The 18,862-nt window shown below is 70.4% G+C and carries 15 protein-coding genes; 7 read left to right on the top strand and 8 right to left on the bottom strand.

Annotated features, from left to right (window positions below; genetic code table 11):
• Positions 1–72: 72 nt before the first annotated feature.
• Positions 73–507 (top strand): hypothetical protein, encoded by a 435-nt coding sequence (locus J2S55_RS42455; protein WP_306873083.1) that lies wholly within the window; start codon positions 73–75, stop codon positions 505–507.
• 212 nt (positions 508–719) lie between these two features.
• Here J2S55_RS42455 and J2S55_RS42450 read toward each other — a convergent pair whose 3' ends face one another.
• The 3 genes from J2S55_RS42450 to J2S55_RS42440 all read right to left on the bottom strand — a co-directional run bounded on the left by J2S55_RS42450 (position 720) and on the right by J2S55_RS42440 (position 4,831).
• The gene (locus J2S55_RS42450; protein WP_306873081.1) at positions 720–1,625 is read right to left on the bottom strand and encodes a LysR family transcriptional regulator; all 906 of its coding nucleotides are present in this window, start codon (positions 1,623–1,625) and stop codon (positions 720–722) included.
• Between the two features lie 100 nt (positions 1,626–1,725).
• A complete protein-coding gene (locus tag J2S55_RS42445; protein ID WP_306873078.1) occupies positions 1,726–3,216 on the bottom strand; it encodes an FAD-binding oxidoreductase in 1,491 nt (496 codons plus the stop codon).
• A gap of 25 nt (positions 3,217–3,241) precedes the next feature.
• Positions 3,242–4,831, bottom strand: a complete 1,590-nt coding sequence (locus J2S55_RS42440; RefSeq protein ID WP_306873076.1) for an MFS transporter — start codon at positions 4,829–4,831, stop codon at positions 3,242–3,244.
• Between the two features lie 214 nt (positions 4,832–5,045).
• Here J2S55_RS42440 and J2S55_RS42435 point away from each other — a divergent pair, with 214 nt between their 5' ends.
• Both J2S55_RS42435 and J2S55_RS42430 read left to right on the top strand, forming a co-directional pair.
• Positions 5,046–5,504, top strand: a complete 459-nt coding sequence (locus J2S55_RS42435; protein WP_306873074.1) for a MarR family winged helix-turn-helix transcriptional regulator — start codon at positions 5,046–5,048, stop codon at positions 5,502–5,504.
• A 209-nt stretch (positions 5,505–5,713) separates the two neighbouring features.
• Positions 5,714–6,373, top strand: coding sequence for a class I SAM-dependent methyltransferase (locus J2S55_RS42430; RefSeq protein ID WP_306873071.1), 660 nt, complete (start codon positions 5,714–5,716; stop codon positions 6,371–6,373).
• Between the two features lie 239 nt (positions 6,374–6,612).
• Here the strand turns inward: J2S55_RS42430 and J2S55_RS42425 are convergent, their stop codons facing one another.
• Entirely contained in the window at positions 6,613–7,224 is a 612-nt protein-coding gene (locus J2S55_RS42425) for a VOC family protein (protein ID WP_306873069.1), read from the bottom strand.
• An 83-nt stretch (positions 7,225–7,307) separates the two neighbouring features.
• Complete coding sequence (locus J2S55_RS42420; protein ID WP_306873068.1) at positions 7,308–7,664, bottom strand: VOC family protein; 357 nt, start codon at positions 7,662–7,664, stop codon at positions 7,308–7,310.
• Positions 7,665–7,841: 177 nt separating this feature from the next.
• On the opposite strand from J2S55_RS42420, the gene J2S55_RS42415 reads away from it, so the two are divergent.
• On the top strand, positions 7,842–10,661 hold the full coding sequence (locus J2S55_RS42415) for an ATP-binding protein (protein WP_306873065.1): 2,820 nt from the start codon (positions 7,842–7,844) through the stop codon (positions 10,659–10,661).
• A 138-nt stretch (positions 10,662–10,799) separates the two neighbouring features.
• On the opposite strand, the gene J2S55_RS42410 is transcribed toward J2S55_RS42415, so the two are convergent.
• Entirely contained in the window at positions 10,800–11,963 is a 1,164-nt protein-coding gene (locus tag J2S55_RS42410) for an SDR family NAD(P)-dependent oxidoreductase (protein ID WP_306873063.1), read from the bottom strand.
• Positions 11,964–12,061: 98 nt separating this feature from the next.
• Between J2S55_RS42410 and J2S55_RS42405 the strand changes: the two genes are divergently transcribed.
• Positions 12,062–13,036 carry an ArsR/SmtB family transcription factor gene (locus tag J2S55_RS42405; protein ID WP_306873061.1) on the top strand — a complete coding sequence of 325 codons (975 nt, stop codon included), beginning with the start codon at positions 12,062–12,064 and terminating at the stop codon, positions 13,034–13,036.
• Between the two features lie 67 nt (positions 13,037–13,103).
• Here the strand turns inward: J2S55_RS42405 and J2S55_RS42400 are convergent, their stop codons facing one another.
• Positions 13,104–14,024: a GlxA family transcriptional regulator gene (locus J2S55_RS42400; RefSeq protein ID WP_306873057.1), complete on the bottom strand. Its 921-nt coding sequence runs from the start codon at positions 14,022–14,024 to the stop codon at positions 13,104–13,106.
• 123 nt (positions 14,025–14,147) lie between these two features.
• On the opposite strand from J2S55_RS42400, the gene J2S55_RS42395 reads away from it, so the two are divergent.
• Positions 14,148–15,392 carry an MFS transporter gene (locus J2S55_RS42395; protein WP_306873054.1) on the top strand — a complete coding sequence of 415 codons (1,245 nt, stop codon included), beginning with the start codon at positions 14,148–14,150 and terminating at the stop codon, positions 15,390–15,392.
• 420 nt (positions 15,393–15,812) lie between these two features.
• Here J2S55_RS42395 and J2S55_RS42390 read toward each other — a convergent pair whose 3' ends face one another.
• On the bottom strand, positions 15,813–17,264 hold the full coding sequence (locus J2S55_RS42390; protein WP_306873049.1) for an amidase: 1,452 nt from the start codon (positions 17,262–17,264) through the stop codon (positions 15,813–15,815).
• A gap of 620 nt (positions 17,265–17,884) precedes the next feature.
• On the opposite strand from J2S55_RS42390, the gene J2S55_RS42385 reads away from it, so the two are divergent.
• On the top strand, positions 17,885–18,787 hold the full coding sequence (locus J2S55_RS42385; protein WP_306873046.1) for an endo-beta-N-acetylglucosaminidase H: 903 nt from the start codon (positions 17,885–17,887) through the stop codon (positions 18,785–18,787).
• Positions 18,788–18,862 lie beyond the last annotated feature (75 nt).

Here is an 18,862-nt window from a genome sequence, read left to right as displayed (position 1 = left end):
ACAGGGGGCATCGGGCGTCGCAAGATTGCCTGCGCGTCACCTCATGAACAACTGTCGCGTATGGCGTTTCACATGGAGATGAAGATCATGGGTCTCAGCAGGATGATGATCGGCGCGGCCGTTGCGGCCGCGCTCGGAACCTCGGTGGTCCTCACCGCCACCACCGCCACGGCTTCCCGCCAGACGGTCGAAACGCCCGCCACGGTCTGCGGCCCGGGTTACACGGTCGAGCGCCAGGCCTCGTTCACCGGGGGCGTCGCCTACCTGCTCCACAACTCCGGCAAGCAGAACGCCTGCGCGGTGACGTTCAAGACCAAGGATGTGGGCGCGCGCACCTTCGTCTGGTCCGCGGTGGATGTGAAGGGGGCGGGCGTGATGAAGAACGAGGAGATCACGCCCCTGCACACCGTGCCCGTCTACCATGCCGCACCGACCAACTCCTGGGTGAAGTTCTCCGGCGGCACCAGGACCGCCGACTCCGGCGGCGGGTACGAGCAGATCAAGTGACAGCCGGGGACGGCTCCTCGAATGGCCCACGCGGTACCGCGGTGTGAGATGACCGACCCCGGGGGTACGGGTGCCGTCCGGCTCCTCCTGGAGGGAGCCGTCGCCCAGGACAGGGGGGTGGGGGAAGTGCGCGGGCGTGGTCGGCGGGACCTACCCGGCCTGGCCGGTGGTGCGCGAGTCCCGTTGCCGGTGGCAGCGCATGGGAGCGGATCTCAGATGGCGTTGCGCAGGCCGGCCGCCGCCTCCTGGAGGGCGGTGAGCAGCCCGTCGAGGGCGGGCCGGCCCAGCGAGGTCGTCCGTACGGCCGCGTGGATCGTCCTGACCGGCTCGGGATTGCGTATCTTGCGGACGACGACGGCCGGGTGGCGGTGGCCCAGCCCCATCTCGGGGACCAGGCTCAGCCCGAGGCCCGCGGCGACGAAGCCCTGCGCGGTGGGGTAGTCCTCGCTCTCCACCACGAAATCGGGGCTGAAGCCGGCCGCGGCACAGCTGCCCACAACGGCGTCGAGGCAGGGGCCGGGCCGCTCGCTGCGGACCCATGGCTCCTCGGCCAGGTCGGTGAGATCGAGGAACCGCTTGGCGGCCAGCCGGTGGTTCTTCGGCAGGACGGCACGGTAGGGGTCGTCGAGCAGGTGGACGAGCCGGACGTCGTCGTGGCGGTGGTCGCGGGGAGCGACCACGATGGCCAGGTCGGCCCGGCCCTGCGCCACATCGGGGAGCGGGTCGTCCGGGTCGGTCATCTTCAGGTCGATCCGCACCCCCGGATGCCTCGTGCGGAGCCAGGAGAGCGCCGGCGCCATCAGGGGGGCGCCGGCGGTGGCGAAGTAGCGGATCGCCAGCCGTCCGGTACGCCCCGCGCGCAGGTCGGCCAGCGCCGTCTCGGCCTCGGCCAGTTGCCTGCTGATGACCGCCGCGTGCTCGGTGAGCAGCCGCCCGGCCGCCGTGGGCTGCACGCCCCGGCCGACGCGCTCCAGCAGCGCCGTCCCCGCCTCCTTCTCCAGCACGGCCACCTGCTGGCTGATCGCGGAAGGGGTGTAGCCGAGGTGGGTGGCCGCGGCGGTCACCGAGCCGCTGGTGACCACCGCGCGGAGGATCTGCAGCCGGCGCACGTCAAGCATGTAGGAAAGCTTAAATCATCCGCATAACTTTGCACCTGTCCTGTCGAATCGGTGCCGTGCAGTCCGGGGGCCGTTCTCACGGGACAAAGTCCTGCGCCGTTCAGGATCGGGCGCGCTCACCGCTGCCGAACGGCGGGATGCTGTGGTTGACGCGGAAAAGGTGGTCCGGGTCGTACTCCGCCTTCAGCGCGGCCAGCCGCCGGTAGTCCGCCTCGGTGTAGGCCCGCCGGACCCGCTCGGGAGCCGAGTCGTGGTCGAACAGGAACCCCGGAAGCATGGCGCCGGTGTCCCACCGCCGGAGCCGGCCCAGCACCTCGTCGGCGGCCTGCTCGGCCGGAGCCGGCATCCGCATCCACAGGTGGAAGGCCGCACCCTGGGTGCTGACCGCGTGCGGGCGGCCGGGCGGCCGGTTCAGCGCCCCGCCCAAGTGACGTAGCTCGATGCCGGGGAACGGCCCCTCGGGCGTCGACGGGTCGATGAACGAGACCAGCTCCTCCACGGCCTCGTCATCCAGCCCGTGCAACAACGCGCTGCGCAGGTGCACCATGACCGGGTTCTTGGGGTCCGGGTAGATCTCGGTGATCCGCGTGTACGGCATGGCGCCACAGGTGTCCTTCTCCGGGCCGAGCGCACGCAACGGCTCCACCAGCCGCGCGCCCCGCTCCTCGTCGCCCGTGTAGACCACCCGGACCTGCACGAACGAACGGCCACGGAACCCCTCGGGCAGCTGCGGCGCGTCAGGCAGGCGCAGCAGCGACACAGAGGACGACATCTCCTCCGGCTGATCCTTGACCCAGGCCAGGTAGGAGCCGAGCACGTGGGCGGCGTGCCTGGGGTCCTCGCCCGGGTAGTGGAGCTCACCACCGTAGACGGTGCGCAGCGGCAGCAGCTCGATCTCGGCCGCGACCACGACACCGAAGTTGCCCTTGCCGCCCCGCACCGCCCAGAACAGGTCAGGTTCTCGGGTGGGTGAGACGGTGCGGAGCAGGCCATCGGCGGTGACGATGTCGAGCGAGCGGACGTGGTCGGCGGCGAAGCCGTACGTGCGGCAGGCCAGTGGGAGCCCGCCACCGGTCAGGTAGCCCATCACCCCGACCTCGCCGGAGGAGCCGCACAGCGGCGCCAGGCCGTGCTCGGCCGCCGCGGTGAGCACCTCACCCAACCGCAGCCCGGCTCCGATCCTTGCGGTGCCGGCACGTGGGTCCACCGACAGCTCGCGCAGCTCCCCGGTGGCGATGAACACGGCTCCATCCGCTGGCACCGACTTGCCGTGCCCGGTCGACTGCACCGCGACCGGGCGTCCTGCCTCCGCCGCGGACCGGACGGCGGCGGCCACGTCATCGGCGTCGGCGGCGACCACGACCACCGCGGGCCGATGCTCAACCGTCAGCAACCAGCCGGAGCAGGCCTCCTCGAAGCCCTCGTCACCGGGGAAGAGCGTGCGCCCCCGGATCGGCGCGTCCAGGCTCACCACGTCGTGCCGGGCCGCCTGCCCGCCGGCGGGGCGGTCGCCGGTGTACGCGGCCGAGGTTGTGGTCTGCGCCGGCACGCCGTCGGGGACCGCGTCGGCTGCGGAGTCGGTGTCCAGCATGTCAGTTATCCGCCTTTCCAGCATGTCAGTTATGCGCCTTCTCGAAGGACTTCGCCTGGTCGTCCGCCTCCGCGGGCAGGGGAGGGCTCGGCATCCGGGCGCTGCGCAGCAGGGTCGCGGCCGCGGTGGCCAGCAGTACGGCGAGCACCGCTCCAACGATCGCGGTCGTCTGCAGGCCGTGCACGAAGGCCTCACGGGCCACCGCCAACAGCCCGGAGCCCTGAGCGGCCGGTAGCATGCGGGCGCCGTTGACGGCGGCGGCGAGGGTGTCCTTGGCCGCCTCGACAACGGGGGCGGGCAGCCCCTCGGGGAGCCTGTCGGCCAGGTCCGCCCGGTACACCGCGAAACCGATGCTGCCGGTCACCCCGACACCCAGCGCGCTGCCGAGCTCGGTGCCGGTCGCGGCCATCGCGGACGCGGCACCGGCCCGCTCGGGTGGGGCGGCTCCCACGATCAGTCCGGTGCCCAGCGAGACCATCGGCCCGAGCCCGAGCCCGATGACGGCCGCCCCTGCCGCCGCGACATACAGGTCGGAGGGGCCACTGACCCGGGTCAGCACCACCATGCCGGCCGCGGCGACCACCAGGCCGCCGGCGAGCAGCGTGCTCAGCTTCATGCGGCTCGCGAGGCCAGGGGCCCCCATGGCGCCGATCATGATCGCCATGGTGGTGGGCAGCGACCAGAGTCCGGCCTGGAGCGGGGTCAACCCCTGCACCAGCTGCAGATACTGCATGACGAAGAACTGCGAGCCCGCGGAGAGCAGGGTGGCGAACACGAGCATGCCGACGGCAGTGCCGAACAGGCCGTTGCGGAACAGTGAGAGGTCGACCAGCGGCTGCTCGAGCCGGCCCTGGCGACAGAGGAAGAGCGCCGCCAGCGCCAGGCCGACGACGATGGCGATGCCCGACTCGGGGCGCAGGCCGTCCTCGGCGATCCGCTTGAGACCGAAGATCAGGGCGAGGACTCCGACGATGGACATGACCGCGCTGATGAGGTCCGGGCGGGAGACCGACTCGTCCCGGTACTCCGGCAGCACGAGCGGGCCGAACACGATCAGCAGCAGCATTGTCGGGACGCCGAGCAGGAAGACCGAGCCCCACCGGAACAGCTCCAGGAACGTGCCGCCGACCAGCGGTCCGACCACCGTGCCGAGGCTGAAGAAGCCGGTCCAGGCCCCGATCGCGGCACCCTGCTGCTTGGGGTCCCGGAACATGATCCGGATCAGGGAGAGGGTGGAGGGCATCAGCGTGGAGCCCGCGATGCCCAGCAGTGCCCGGGCGGCGATGAGCATCGCCGCGTTGACCGCGAATGCCGAGAGCACCGAGGCCGCGCCGAACGCGACCGCGCCGATCAGCAGCAGCCGCCGGCGGCCGACCCTGTCCCCGATCGCGCCCGTGGTGATGAGGCAGCCGGCGATGAGGAAACCGTAGATGTCCACGATCCACAGCAACTCGGTGTTGCCGGGCCGCAGGTCGGCGGTGAGGGCGGGCAGCGCCAGATGCAGCACGGTCAGGTCCATGGCGATGAGCATGGTGGGGAGCGCGAGGACCGCCAGCCCCAGCCATTCTCTCCGGGACGCCCGCGGCGCGGCCGCCGTACCGACGTCGGTACTCAAAGAAATCTCCTTGCGTTGTGGTCGAAGGTCGAGGTCTGGCCGGTGGCCACGGTGCCGGGCGCCGTCCAGCGGCGCGCCGCCTGACGCCTTGGTGGTGGCAGTGCTCATGAGAGATCACGCCTCCGCACAACAGAAATGTTGGCCTGGCCAACGTTGGCTCGGCCAACAATACACAGAATCGTGGGTGCGGCCAACAACTTGCTAGATTGCCCCTGTGGACACCGCAGAGGGAACGCTGCCGCAGCGGCTGCGCACGCTGCCGAGCAGGTTGACCAACCAGGCGGCACTGACCGCCAACCGGATCGTGGATCAAGCGCTGGCCCAGGCCGGCGTCCGGCGCTACCACTACAAACTGCTCGCCGCGCTGGAGGAGTACGGCCCAGGCAGCCAGGCCGCCCTCGGCCGCCGCACCGGCATCGACCGCAGCGACATGGTGGCGATCGTCAACGACCTCGTCCAACGGCGACTCCTCGAGCGCGCACCCGACCCGGAAGACCGCCGGCGCAACATCATCACCATCACCGCGACAGGCCGAGAGCAACTCGCCCACCTCGACCGGCTGGTCGCCACCGCCCAGGACGAGTTCCTCGCCCCGCTGCCCGCGGCCGACCGGCGGAGCCTGGTCGACCTGCTCACCCGCCTCATCGATCACCACGGCGACAAGCACAGCTGACGTGCCGTTCGGTGATCGGGAGCACGCCAACCCCTCATCCACCGCGCGGCGCCGGCAGCCCGTCACCTGGTCTCGGCGGGGGCCCGGGGCCCGCGGAAACTCCAGGCGTCCTCCACCCCCGGTCGGGATGCCGACGTCGGCGAGCGGGCGTGAAAGCGCCCCGGGCGGGGCGGCCGGTTTCTGTCGGTGGCGGGTGGCATGATCCGCCGATGTCCGAAAACAGTGCTTCAATCGCGTCTTTCTGGGACGCCTCCGCGGCCTCCTTCGACGAGGAGGCCGACCACGGCCTTCGCGACCCCGACGTCAAGGCCGCCTGGGCGGAACGCCTGCGCTCCTGGATGCCCGCCTCGCCTGCCGACGTCCTGGACCTGGGGTGCGGCACCGGCTCGTTGTCCTTGGTGCTCGCCGAGCAGGGCCACCGGCCGGTCGGGGTGGATCTGGCCCCGCTGATGATCGAGCAGGCCCGGCGCAAGCTCACGGCGGCCGGCTTCGATGCCGCGATGATGGTGGGCGACGCGAGCAATCCGCCCGCGCAGGCCGGGACGTCCTTCGAGGTGATCCTCTCCCGTCACCTGCTGTGGACCCTGCCCGATCCGCAGGAGGCGTTGCGCCGGTGGATCGGCCTGCTGCGTCCCGGCGGGCGTCTGATCCTCATCGAGGGGCGCTGGGCGACGGCCGAACCGGGTGAAGCCCAGTCCTATGCGGCGGGGTCGGAGTCGATGCCGTGGATGGGCGGGGTCGAGGCGGAGCGTCTCCTGGCGGCGCTGCGGCCGCTGGTCGAGACCGCCCACGTCGAGCCGCTGCCTGACCCCACCCTGTGGGGGCGGACCATTCAGGACGAGAGATACGCCGTCGTCGCGTTCGCGTAGCGGTCCCCCTTTCAAGGGGGACCGGCGAGAACCTTGTCATGAGCCCCAGACCGGGTTTGATCTTGTTTCCGGCCAGGCGGACGGTTCCGGCTCCGCCTGGTGACCGGTGATGAGGGCGTCCAGTGCGGCAGGGCTCCCGCCCTCCCGTTCCAGCGACTTCCGGTCGATTGACGATGAACGGGGAGAAAGGGCCGCTGCCGCGCGCGGAGGCCGGAGCGTGCGCGAGCCGGCCGCCTGCCTCAGACGGATGCGGCCTCCCACACGAACCCGTCGGGGTCGGTGAAGGGCCCGGCGTCGCTGCCGATCACGATCCGGTGTGACCCGGTCCCCTCCTGGGAGACGCCGGCGTCCTTGGCGAGGGCGCGGCGCGGGTAGAGCGCCAGCGTGACGGCCGACGACGGGGTGTCGAACTCGACGTACTTGCCGCCGAAGCTCTTCGCCACGGCCAGGCCGCGGTCGACGTAGAACCGCCTGCTCGCCTTGACGTCCGCCACCCCCAGCAGGAGCGCGATCTGGTCGATGTGCCGGGCGGCAGGACCGGTGTCCTTCTTGTTGGAGGTCGCGATCTTGCAGATCGTCCCGTCCGGGGTGCGTACGACGCCGCCGTAGCCCCAGAACCCCTTCGTGGCCGGCTTCAGCGTCGTGGCGCCGGCGTCGAGGGCGGCGCCGATGAAGGCGTCGACGTTGCCCGGCTGGGACACCACGAGGGACAGGGCGAACCCACGGAAGCCGGTCGTTGGCGCATCCGAGGCGCTTACGTTCAGGTACGGGGTCAGACCGAAGGCTTCGTAGAAGGCGTCCGCGGCAGCGGGGTCGGGAACTTCCAGGGTGACGGGTCCGAAGGAGGTCATGGCAGGGGTCCTTTGAGTGAGGTGGGTCAGTCGTCTTGTCGGCGGCCGCTACGCCGCGGGATACGGCGGGGGCGGGTCGGCGCTCACCGGCTCTGCAGCAGCCCGAGGACGTTGCCGTCGGGGTCGATGACGGTGGCCACCAGGCGGCCGCCACCGACCTCGTGCGCGGCCTCATTCACGGTGGCCCCCGCGGCGATCACCTCGGCCAGCTTCGCCTCGACGTCCGGCACGTGCCAGTAGGCCACCGGCGAGATCATGCCCTGCGGCCCACCACCCGGCACCAGTCCGATGTGCTGGCCCTCGGTCTCGAAGCCGACGTAGTAGGACGAGTCGGTCTGCGGCGGGATGCCGAGCAGGGCCGCGTACACCGCCTTGGCCTTGGCCAGGTCGGACACCGGGTGCAGCACGGTCTTGATTCCCCGGGTGGCAGAGCTGGTCATGGTCACTCCTGTGGTCGTGGGTCACATCGACCCGTTGTTTGCGTATGCACAGCTTTCCTCCCGGCCTGGCCGGCCCACATCCGTGGTGACCACGGAACCGACCACGGATCGGCGGCACGGATCTCGCATGGTGGCCGCTGCGGAGGGGGAGCGGAGGGAGTGCGGCAAACTGGGACAGTGGTGACAGGAGTGGAGATCTCGCCTCGGGAAGCCGAGGTGCTGGAACTGGTCGGGGCCCATCTCAGCAACGCCGAGATCGCGGCACGGCTGTGCATCTCGGTGCGCACCGTGGAGAGTCACGTCTCCTCGCTGCTGCGCAAGCTGGAGGTGCCGGATCGGCGGGCGCTCGCCCAGCGCGCGGCCGAGCCGGCCCGAGCCGGCGGGTCTCACCCGGCGCAGGTTCTGCCGGCCCCGCTGACCTCGTTCGTCGGCCGAGCGCTGGAGCGGGGCGAGCTGACCGACCTGTTCAAGAAGCATCGGCAGGTGACCGCAGTCGGCCCTGGGGGCGTGGGCAAGACCCGGCTCGCGTTGGCGGTGGCCGCGGAAGCGGCCGGCGAGTACTCCGACGGGGTGTGGTTCGTCGATCTGGTCCCGGTCACCGACCCGGCCGCGGTCGCGGCCTCGGTCGCCGGTGCGCTCGGCCTCGGCGAGCAGCCCGGCCGCGGCATGACCGAGTCCGTGGTCGCCGCCCTGGCCGACCGCCATGCCTTGCTGGTGCTGGACAACTGCGAGCAGGTACGGGACGGGGTGGTGCCGTTCGTCGAGCGGCTGCTCGCGATGTGCCCTCGAGTGACGGTGCTGGCGACCAGCCGGGCCCGGTTGATGGTGCCGTTCGAACGGGTGTATCCGGTCCCACCGCTGTCGCTGCCCGACGATGGCGAGTCGGACGCGGTCGCGTTGTTCATGGAGCGGGCGGCGGCGGTCGGCTGGCCGCTGGATCCTCCACTGCGCGACCAGGTCACCTCGATCTGCGAGCGGCTGGACGGGATGCCGCTGGCGATCGAACTGGCCGCCGCCCGGTATCCCACGCTCGGGCTGGACGGCCTCACCGCCGCCCTGTCCCACCCGCTCCGGATGCTCACCGGCGGCTCCCGTGCCGATGACCGCCACCGCTCGGTGAGGGCGGCGCTGGACTGGAGCCACGCCCTGCTGGAGCCGGACGACCGGGCGCTCCTGCACCGGGTGTCGGTGTTCGCGGCGCCGTTCACCGCCTCGGCGGCGGCGGCGGCGGTCACCGGGGCCGAGGAATGGATCACCGCCGACGGCCTGGCCCGGCTCGCCGAACAGAGCCTGCTGGTGGTGCGGGCGTCCCCAGGCGGGACCGGATACCGGGCGCTGGAGACCATCCGCCAGTACGGGACCGAGCGGCTCACCGAGGCCGGTGAGCTGGCCGACGCCCGAGCCGGGCACCTTCGCTGGTGCCTGGCCGTCGCCGCCGACCTGGCGGTGGCACGACAGGATTGGCGGGCCCGGTTCGACCAGGTGGCCGACGAGCTCCGTGCCGCCCTCGCATGGGCGGCAGACCAGCCGGAGCGGCGCGCGGATGCGTACCGCCTCGCCGAGCACCTGGCGGAGCTGGCCTTCACCCGTAACCTCATCGGCGAGTCCCAGCAACGCTACGAGCAGGCCGCCGCCCTCGCCGACGACCCGGCCGCCACCGCGTCGATGCTCCGGCGTGCCGCGGCCGTGGCCGGATGCCGGATGCGAGGCGATGACATGTACCGCTTCCACCGCGCTGCCGCGGACGCCGCCCGCCGGTCCGGGGACACCGCCGGCGCCGCCTGCGACCTGGCGACCGCCGCCACCAACGCATACCGGTTCTCGGGCAAGTTCGAGCGGATCCCGCCGCAGCAGGAGGTGATCGCGCTCGTCACCGAGGCGGGGGCGCTGGCCGGCGACGACCCCGCCGCCCAGGCCGCGGTGGCGCTGGCCGAGGCCGCCGTGCTCGCCGACACGTTCGGCGCCGCCCAGGGCCCGCCCGACAACGACGTACCGAAGACGATCGCGCTCGCCGAACGGGCGGTCGGACTCGCTCACCGCACGGGCGACCTGCTCGCCGAATCCGCTGCGCTCGACGCGCTCACCGGTGCCCAGAGTTGGGCCGGCGACACGTTCGCCGTCGCGGCCACCGCGCGGCGTCGGACCGTACTGCTCTCCTCCACGCCGGGCGATCCGGCCGGCACCCACGAGCTGATCGACGCGCTCGGGACGGCGACGGAGGCCGCCCTCGGCGCGGGAGACCTGCCGGGCGCCCGCCGGTGGGCACGGCAACTCGCGGACCATCCGTTGCTGGCGGAAGTCGGCCATCGGGCCACGAGCCTGCTGCTGGTGGCCGAGACGTTGGCGGGCAACACCGACGAAGTGCTCACTTTCAGCGTCCGGTTCCGCGAGGCGTGGAAGCGGGTCGGCAGCCCCACCAGGTCGTACCTCGGTCCGGCGGTGGCCGGTGTGGCGATGATCCACGGCCTGCGCGACGACCACGACGCCCAGCGCGAATGGAACACGGTCCTGAATCAGCTCGGCGCCATGCCGGAACATACCTACGCTTACGGGCCGGTCTTCGACGCGATACAGCTGCTCCACCGTGGCCAGGCAGGGCAGGCGCTGGAACGGATGGCGCCTGAGCCCGGCGACGTGTGGAAATGGCTCACGTGGATCTGGCTTCACTGGTATGTGGCGCTGCGCGCCGAGGCCACCGTGCTCGCCGGGAGCCCCGACGCCGGCGACCGTCTGGCCGAGGCCCGGACCATCGTGTCCGGGAACCCCGTCGCCGCTGCCGTCGTGGAACGGGCTGAAGCGCTGTTCCACGACGACCGGGAGCGGCTGCTCGCCACAGCCGATGCCTTTGACGCCGCCGGTTGCCGGTACCAGTCGGCGCGGACCATGGTGCTCGCCGGCGGCGACCATGCCGAGCGGGGCGCGGCCGCGTTCGCCGGCCTCGGCCTCGCCCCGCCGGGCCCGCTCCCCGCCTGGCTGCTGAACCGGTCCGGGGGGTAGCGGCAGCGGCCGCGGCCGGTTCTCCATCGCCGGACGGCACCCGGCCGGGCCCGGCCGGGTGGTAGATCCCGGCGAGCATCCGTCCGATGCAGTGCGTTGGTGACCTTCTCCCAGGATCGGAGGTTCCTGGGAGAACAGTCAGCAAGCTGTGTCCGCCGGCCGTCCGTAGACGCTGATGTGGCGCCAGCTGGCGGCCGTGTACGGCTCGCGCTCCCAGCCTCCCCACCGTTCGCGCAGGCGAAGGCCCGCGATACGGGCCATGAGGTCGAACTCGGGCGGATGGGCCAGGCGGAGCCTGATGGGGCCGAAGACGATGCCCTCGGTGCTGATGCGGACGTGATTCTCGTCGAGAATCTGCGTCACGGGATCGTAGCGGCAGACGTCCAGGCCGACATGGTCCACCCCGATGTGCTCGGCGTCGACGTACTGGCGGCCGGGGCGTGCAGGGGCGGTCGGTATCCGGCATTCGACGACGAACACCCCCTCGCCGGTCAGGTGCCGAGCGGCGTTCTCGAAGCAGCGGACCTGGTCGTCCTGGCTGAGGAGATTGCCGATCGTGTTGTACACCAGATAGACCAGCCCGTAGGTGCGCCCGGTGGTGACGCGGGACATGTCACCCATGGTGACTTCGATCTTGTCGCCGTCCGGCTTCTCGCGCATCCGGTCCACCATGTCCGGAGACAGCTCGATGCCGTCCACCCGCACGCCGGTTCTCCTCAGCGGTAGAGCGATGCGGCCGGTGCCCACCGCGAATTCCAACGCGTCACGGCCGCTCGCGAGCCTGGCGAGGAACGCGACCGTCTGCTCCTCATCGCCTCGGGTGTCCTCGGCGTCGTAACGCTTGGACGCCTCGTACCCGAAGCTTGTCCGGGGGGCGAAGCCCTCCATTTCTTCTCCTTCCGTCCGTTGTGCCCGACTGCATGACGCTCGTTGTGCCTGACTGCATGACGCGGCATCGGTGGAGAACGCCGGCGCCGACCACGGCACGGGCCCCACGGAACCAGTGGGCATCATCGGGGCCGTGAGCAGCGGTGACGTCGCCGCGCGCGGGCCGATGCCGGCGTTGCTGACCAGCACCGTCGGCGGCCCCACCTCGGCGACCACCCTCGCGACGGCATCGCCGACCAGGCCGTCGTCGGCCACATCGGCTGCCAGTGCCAGAGCCGTCCCGCCCTCGCTCCTGATCGCCTCGACGGTTCCGGCGCAGTCCGCCTCGTCCAGATCGATGACCGCCAGCGCCAGGCCGTCCCGCGCCAGCCGCTCGGCCACCGCGGCGCCGATGCCGCGGGCCGCCCCGGTCACGATCGCTGTCCTCGTGGCAGAGGGAGAAGCCGTATGTGTCACGTCGTGAAGTTCACGCCGTTCAAGCCCGGCGGCCAAATGATGTAGCGTACAGCTTAATGATCAGCTTCGAGCTCGGCGTCGAGGACCTCGCGGACACCCGCTTCGCCCTGGCACCCTTGGACGAGACGGTGCTCAGCCTGCGCGTGCTGCGCGAGCCCGGCCTGTACGCGCTGCACCTGCCGTGGCGCAGGTCCGCGCTCGCCCGTCTCGATCCTCACGACACCCGCCTGCTGACATCCCTCGTCGGGCGGAGACGGGCCCTGCCCGACTTCCTGACACCACCGCCCGCGACCTTCGCCCCCACGTTCGAGGAACAGCTGTCGATCGCACGGCGCGCACCTCCCGGGGTTGTCCGCAGGGATCTGCGGGCCGCCCTCGTCCCCGAGCCCGTCCCCGACGACGACGCGGCCATCAGGTTCCGCGACGCGGCCTGCGACGCGCTGCAACGCCACTGGCAGCTGACGATCGAGCCGCTGTGGCCGCAGATACGGCTGGTACTGGAGGCGGACATGACCTACCGGGCGCGCCGGCTGGCCGTGGGCGGCGCGCGCCTGCTGTTCGCCGACATGCACCCGAACCTGCGCTGGCACGAGGGGGTGCTGTTCATCGAGCAGATGATCGGCTGCCACCACGTGGCGGTGTCCGGGCGGGGACTGCTGCTCATGCCGTCGGTGTTCGCTCACAAACCCGCCCCGCCGGTCCACGCCGAGGAACCGCCGCGCCTGACCTATCCCAGCCGCGGGGTGGCCACCTTGTGGGCTCCGGCGCCGACCCCGGACACCACCGCCTTGGTGGCGCTGCTCGGCGCGCCCCGAGCCGCGCTGTTCGACCTCCTCGGCGAGCCACTGCCGACGGTGGAACTCGCCCGCCGACTGATGGTGACCCCCAGCGCCGTCTCCCAGCACCTACGCGTGCTGTACGCCGCCGGCCTGGTCACCCGGACCCGCGACGGACGGCACGTCCTGTACCGCCGAAGCCACCTCGGCAATCAACTCGCAGCCCCGTCCAGGCCGGCTCCAGGAGGTGGGTGAGGGCGTCGAGGTCGGCCGGCGGGGGCCCGTCCATCGGTCGTGATCGCGGCGGAACCGCCCGGGACCTTCAGCGGAAGGAGCGGCGGTAGGCGGCCGGGGTGGTACGCAGGGCGGTGTGGAAGCGGCGGCGGAGGTTGACCGCCGAGGAGAGGCCGACGCGGGCGGCGATGGTCTCGACGGGCAGGTCGGTGTCCTCCAGCAGGGCGCGGGTGGCGGCCAGGCGACGTTCCAGCAGCCAGCGGGCGGGCGGGACCCCGAGCTGGTCGGCGAACTGGCGGGTGAGGGTGCGGGGGGAGACTCCCGAGTAGGCGGCCATGTCCTCGACGGTGATCTGGTCGGGCAGGCGCGAGAGGAGCCATTCGAGCAGGGGGGCCAGGGAGTCTGGCATGGGGCCTGCGGTGGGGAGGGGAGGGTACTGGCGCTGGCAGCCCTCACGGTGCGGACCGGCGGCGAGCTGGCGGCCGATGCGCATGGCGTGGGCCGCGCCGTGCTCCTGGAGGACCTGGTGAAGGCAGAGGTCGAGGGTGGCGGCCGAGGCTCCGGCGGTGGCGACGTCGCCGTGATCGACGTAGATGACGGTGTCGTCGGGGATGACGCGGGGGTGGCGGGCGGCGAGTTCGCCGGAGAGTTCCCAGTGGACGGAGGCGCGGCGGCCGTCCAGGAGGCCCAGGGCGGCGGGGATGAAGATCCCGGCGCAGACGGCGACGATGCGGGCGCCTCGGGCATGGGCTTGGGACACCGCGTGGAGTACGGCGGGCGAGGGGGTGAGGGTCCAGCCCGCGATGATCACGGTGTCGGCGTCGTCGAGGGCTTCGAGGCCGCTGTCGACCTGGATGGGGACGCCGAGGGTGGCGGGGAGGGAGCCGGGCTGTTCGGCGCACAGGCTGAAGCTGTAGTGCTGGGGGATGTCGGGGCCGTGGTAGCCGAAGACGGCTGAGGCGGAGGTGACCGGATAGAGCTCCTGGCCCGGGGCGACCAAGGCGACCACGCGGTGCGGGCTGGGGGGCGTCGGGGGCGTTTCCGGGCAATCCAGGGGCATGGCGCAAATGTACCCAATGATGTCATCTGGGACACCGGTGCTCTGATCTGGAAAAATCCAGAATTGGGGCTCATGTGGACGAGAAACTTCACCCTCTACTTCGGGGCCCGCACGATCTCGCTGCTCGGTGACGCGATGATGCCCGTCGCCTCGGCGCTGGCGATCGGGAAATTCTATGGGATCGCGGGCGTCGGCTACGTGCTCGCGCTCTGGACCGCGTCGGCCGTGCTGGTCATGTTGTTCGGCGGGGTTGTCGCCGACCGGATCGGCGCCCGGCGCTTGATGATCGGCGCGGACATGCTCAGGGTCGTCACCCAAGGGGTCGTGGCTGTCGCCTTCCTGGACGGTGCTCCGCCGTACGCCCTGTTGCTGGTGATGGCGTTCTTGTCGGGCACGGGCGCCGGGATGTTCGAACCGGGCGTCAACGGCATGGTCTCCCTGGTCGCCAAAGATCGGCAGCGGGCCAACGCGACGCTGAAGATCGCCGAGGCGGTCACCCATCTGGCGGGTCCCGCACTGGCTGGAGTCCTCATCGTCGTCGCCGGGCCGGTCTTCGTCTACACGGTGGACGCCGCGACGTTCCTGGTCAGCGGGGTGTGCCTGCTGCTGGTCCGGGTCACCGTACCCAGGCCGGAGCCCTCCAACGTGCTGAGCGACCTGCGCAGGGGCTGGGAGGAGTTCAAGGCCAGGAGCTGGATGTGGTCGGTCATCCTGGTCTGGGTGTTCTGGGGCGTTCTGGTGGTCGGGCCGTACGTGCCGCTGTCGTCGCAGGTCATCGGGGCCGACTACGGCTGGGTGATGGCGGCGCTCGGCCTCGGCACTGTGCTGGGCGGGCTGGTGGCGATCAGGCTCAGGCCGCGCAGGCCGCTGGCGGCCGGGGCGGTGGCGCTGAGCGGGTACGTGGCGGTGCCGCTGACGGTCGCGCTCGGGCTGCCGCTGCCGCTGCTGATGGCCGGGCACCTGCTCGGGGGGTGCGCGTTGGCGTTCTGGTCGGTGATGTGGTCGACCAGCGTGCAGACGCAGATCGCGCCGGACGTGGTGAACCGGGTCAACGCCTACCAGGTGGCCGGGTCGGTCGCGGGCATGGCAGTCGGGCAGGCGCTGGCCGGTCCGGTCACCGCGCTGGTCGAACCGCGCGCCTTCATGCTGGGGTCGGCCCTGGTGACGGTCGGCGTGGTGGCGGCGCTGCTGCTGATCAAGCCGGTCAGACGGCTGGGCCGGGAACCTCAGGAGGCCGGAGGCCGGCCGATCGCCGATGCCCTCGATGTCACCGTCCAAGAGATTTTTGACGTTCCTGTCACCCGGGGGAACGCATGACAGGGAATTTTTGAGAAGTGGTGGGCTCTGTGGTGATCGGGTGAACCTCTCGTTGATCGTCAGGTCGCGCGGACGGTGGTGTCCCCGGTCGCTCGGTAGGGACACCGTGTGCCGGCGTGTCGTTGGTTTCCGTGGGCGGGCTTCAAGCGTCTGGTCGCATGAGCGGTGGTGTCTCAGAGTTATTAATCTACATTGTAAAGGCGTCCGGTTGCGTTTAAGATCATTTTCAATGGACTGAAGACTCAATCCCCAAAAAGGGATCCCAGTAGCAGTGAAGAAATTTCGGACGGTGGCCGGCGCGGGGCGCGATGGCGGCATCATCGAGGGGGTGCCGGCGCCGGATGGCCGGCACCGTGGATTTCCTGTGCCGGGAGGAGACTGATCCGTACCTCGTCCTCGACGGGTACCCGGCAATATGCTCTATTTCGGTGCGTGGAAGCCGCCGATCTTCTGCTCGAGCAGTTCGGCCAGCCGCAGCGGGGTGCGGTCCTCGAACATCGGACCGATGAGCTGCACTCCCACCGGCAGGCCCTCGGGGGACCGACCCGCTGGTATGGCGGTGGCGGGCAGGCCGGGCATGGTGGCCAGGCCGGCCCAGACGAGCTGGTCGAAGTACGGGTACTCGACGCCGTCGATGTCGATGCGCCGTCCCAACGGATTGGGGTCGTGGTCGTGCGGGAACGCGGGCGTCGGCGTGATCGGGCACACCACGGCGTCGAACTCGGCGAACAGCTGCCGCCAGCCGTGGCGGTGGACCTCGCGGCGGTTGTTCGCCTCCATCCAGTCGCGGTGGCTGAACACCATGGCGCGCAGCCGCGCGGCGTCAAGACTCTGGTCGTCCGCGCTCAGGCCGGCGGCGCGGGTCCGCAGTTGCTCGTGCGATTCGATGGGAAAACGCGCAACGGAGCCCGAAATCAGCAACTGCATGTAGAGCGTCGCGGCTTCGGTCAGATCGGGCAGCAGCGGACTGTGCCGTCCGACGCGGGCGCCGCCGTCGACGAGCGCGGCGGCCACCCGGTTCACGCCCGCCCGCACGGCGGCCCCGGTCGGAATGAGCGGATGCTCGTCGAGGACCAGGACCCGGAAATCGCAGAGCCGCTGGTGGCGCGCGGGCGGCAGTGCCAAACGGTGCGCCATGCCGAGCGTCAGCGGGTCCGGTCCGGCCATGACGTCGAGCAGGAGCGCGAGGTCGCGGGCGGTGCGCGCCATCGGACCGACGACGGCGAGGTCGAGGTCGGCCGGCAATGCCGGCTCGGACGGCGGGACCATACCGCGGTTCGCCGCCAGTCCGAGCGTCGGCTTGTGCGCGTAGACGCCGCAGAAATGCGCGGGGGTGCGCAGCGAGCCGGCGATGTCGGAGCCGATGGACAGCGCGCCGAACCCGGATGCCAGGGCCGCCGCCGACCCGCCGGAGGATCCGCCCGGCGTGCGACCGTGATCCCACGGGTTGGTGGTGGTGCCGTAGATCTCGTTGAAGGTCTGTATATCTTGCAGCCCCAACGGCACATTGGTCTTGCCGAGCACCACCGCGCCCGCGGCCTTGAGTCGCGACACCTGTACCGCGTCCTCGGCCGGCATATAGTTCTGGTGCGGCGGCATGCCCCAGGTCGTGGGCAGCCCGGCGATGTTGTACGACTCCTTGACCGTCACCGGAATGCCGAGCAGCGGCCGGTCCTCACCACGCGCGCGTGCCTGGTCAGCACCGCGCGCGGCGGCCCGCGCACGGTCGAAGTCCGGCACGCAAATAGCGTTGATCACCTTGTCGTCCCGCTCGATACGGGCGATCGCCTCGTCGGTCAGTTCCACCGAGCTCACTTCACCGGCACGCAATGCGGCTGCGAGGTCTTCGGCCGCCTGAAAATTCCATTCCATGGAGTTGACTCTAACGGCCTGCCGTAAACGTCTGTCCCCACACACGTCGCCCGCATTCGCCGGAAAAGTCGAAACGGCCATCTTCACTGGCCGAAGTCACGCACTCGCTCCGCCTTCCAAGATGGTCCACCCCAGGTCAGCAGGGTCGGTAGCAGGCCGACTCCACTGGCAAGGGCATGAAATGCCGCTTCGCGCAACGAGATAGACATCTCAATTTTCATCATGTGTCTCTCGGGCCACTGGCTATTCGCTCGACTGCTGGCCATAGCGTGCGGGGATTGTCCAGTAAACGGGGTAACTCATTTTAAATTGGTTCTATCGAGATGGCTGGGGGTCTCGGCGAGGTCGAGGTCCCGCTGAGGCTCATCATGGGCAAGACCCGCCGCAAGAACGCCGTCCCGGCCGGCGTCGAGGCCGAGATGTAGGTGGAAGTGAAGGAGGTGGCCGGCTGGATCGAGATCGTCGCCTTGCGCTGACGAGACCTTGACAGCGGGCCCTGAGCTACCGATGATCGATGCGCTATACCGATTTATCTCCATTTCCCGCCGGGCTTTCTATCAGGTGGCGAACTGGACTTAACCGCTATAGCAGACCACCCCCCTGTGACGAGGAGTCGATCGATGAGTGCACCGCTGATGCGGAGAAGGACCCTGCTGTCAGTCCTGGTCGCGGCCACCGCCGGTGTCGCGTTGCCCGCCACGGCGCACGCCGAGCGCCGCCCACGCGCGAAGACCGGACCGATCTCGGTCGTCTACATCGAGGTCAACAACGAGAGCATGACGAACGCCGCGAAGTACACGCTCGCCAAGGGCGGTGCGCAGGTGTTCGACATCGCGGTCATCTTTGCGGCCAACATCAACTACAACGGCACGGACGCCTACCTGCACTTCAACGAGAACGTGCAGAACGTGCTCGACAACGTGGCGACCGAGGTCCGCCCGCTGCAGCAGAAGGGCATCAAGGTCCTGCTGTCCGTCCTCGGCAACCATCAGGGCGCCGGCTTCGCGAACTTCCCGTCCCAGCAGGCCGCTGACGCGTTCGCCCAGGAGCTGGCCGACGCGGTGACGACGTACGGACTCGACGGCATCGACTTCGACGACGAGTACGCCGAGTACGGCAACAACGGCACCGGTCAGCCGAACGACTTCTCGTTCGTCTACCTGGTCTCGGCCCTGCGCCGGAAGCTGCCGGACAAGCTCATCACGCTGTACGACATCGGCCCGGCCTCGGGCCGTCTGACCTACAACGGGGTGAGCATCGCCAACACCTTCGACTACGCCTGGAACCCGTACTACGGCACCTGGGCCGTGCCGAGCGGTCCGAGCTCCAGGTCCCGTCTCTCCCCGGCCGCCGTGTCGTTCACCGCGACCAGTCCGTCCACCGCCGCGAGTCTCGCCCAGCGCACGGTCAACGAGGGGTACGGCGTCTTCCTCACCTACAACCTCACCGCGGCGAACACGGCCTCCTACATCTCGGCGTTCACCAACAAGCTCTACGGCAGCTCTGCCGTCTACAACCCCTAGACCCAATGCCGTGTAGTTAGACACGGTGTGAGCGCGTCAAGACCGCCGGAACATGCGCGGAGCTCCTGCTGGGAC

This window comes from Streptosporangium brasiliense (genome assembly GCF_030811595.1).
GTDB classification, from domain to species: domain Bacteria; phylum Actinomycetota; class Actinomycetes; order Streptosporangiales; family Streptosporangiaceae; genus Streptosporangium; species Streptosporangium brasiliense.
Note: the sequence above shows the minus strand (reverse complement) of the source record. Positions and strands in the feature narration are given on the sequence as shown.

Excerpts from the sequence above, each read along its gene's own strand:
- J2S55_RS42420 (WP_306873068.1), bottom strand. The coding sequence starts at position 7,664 with ATGACCAGCTCTGCCACCCGGGGAATCAAGACCGTGCTGCACCCGGTG.
- J2S55_RS42425 (WP_306873069.1), bottom strand. The coding sequence starts at position 7,224 with ATGACCTCCTTCGGACCCGTCACCCTGGAAGTTCCCGACCCCGCTGCC.
- J2S55_RS42405 (WP_306873061.1), top strand. The coding sequence starts at position 12,062 with ATGATCAGCTTCGAGCTCGGCGTCGAGGACCTCGCGGACACCCGCTTC.
- J2S55_RS42385 (WP_306873046.1), top strand. The coding sequence starts at position 17,885 with ATGAGTGCACCGCTGATGCGGAGAAGGACCCTGCTGTCAGTCCTGGTC.
- J2S55_RS42390 (WP_306873049.1), bottom strand. The coding sequence starts at position 17,264 with ATGGAATGGAATTTTCAGGCGGCCGAAGACCTCGCAGCCGCATTGCGT.
- J2S55_RS42430 (WP_306873071.1), top strand. The coding sequence starts at position 5,714 with ATGTCCGAAAACAGTGCTTCAATCGCGTCTTTCTGGGACGCCTCCGCG.
- J2S55_RS42395 (WP_306873054.1), top strand. The coding sequence starts at position 14,148 with ATGTGGACGAGAAACTTCACCCTCTACTTCGGGGCCCGCACGATCTCG.
- J2S55_RS42450 (WP_306873081.1), bottom strand. The coding sequence starts at position 1,625 with ATGCTTGACGTGCGCCGGCTGCAGATCCTCCGCGCGGTGGTCACCAGC.
- J2S55_RS42445 (WP_306873078.1), bottom strand. The coding sequence starts at position 3,216 with ATGCTGGACACCGACTCCGCAGCCGACGCGGTCCCCGACGGCGTGCCG.
- J2S55_RS42455 (WP_306873083.1), top strand. The coding sequence starts at position 73 with ATGGAGATGAAGATCATGGGTCTCAGCAGGATGATGATCGGCGCGGCC.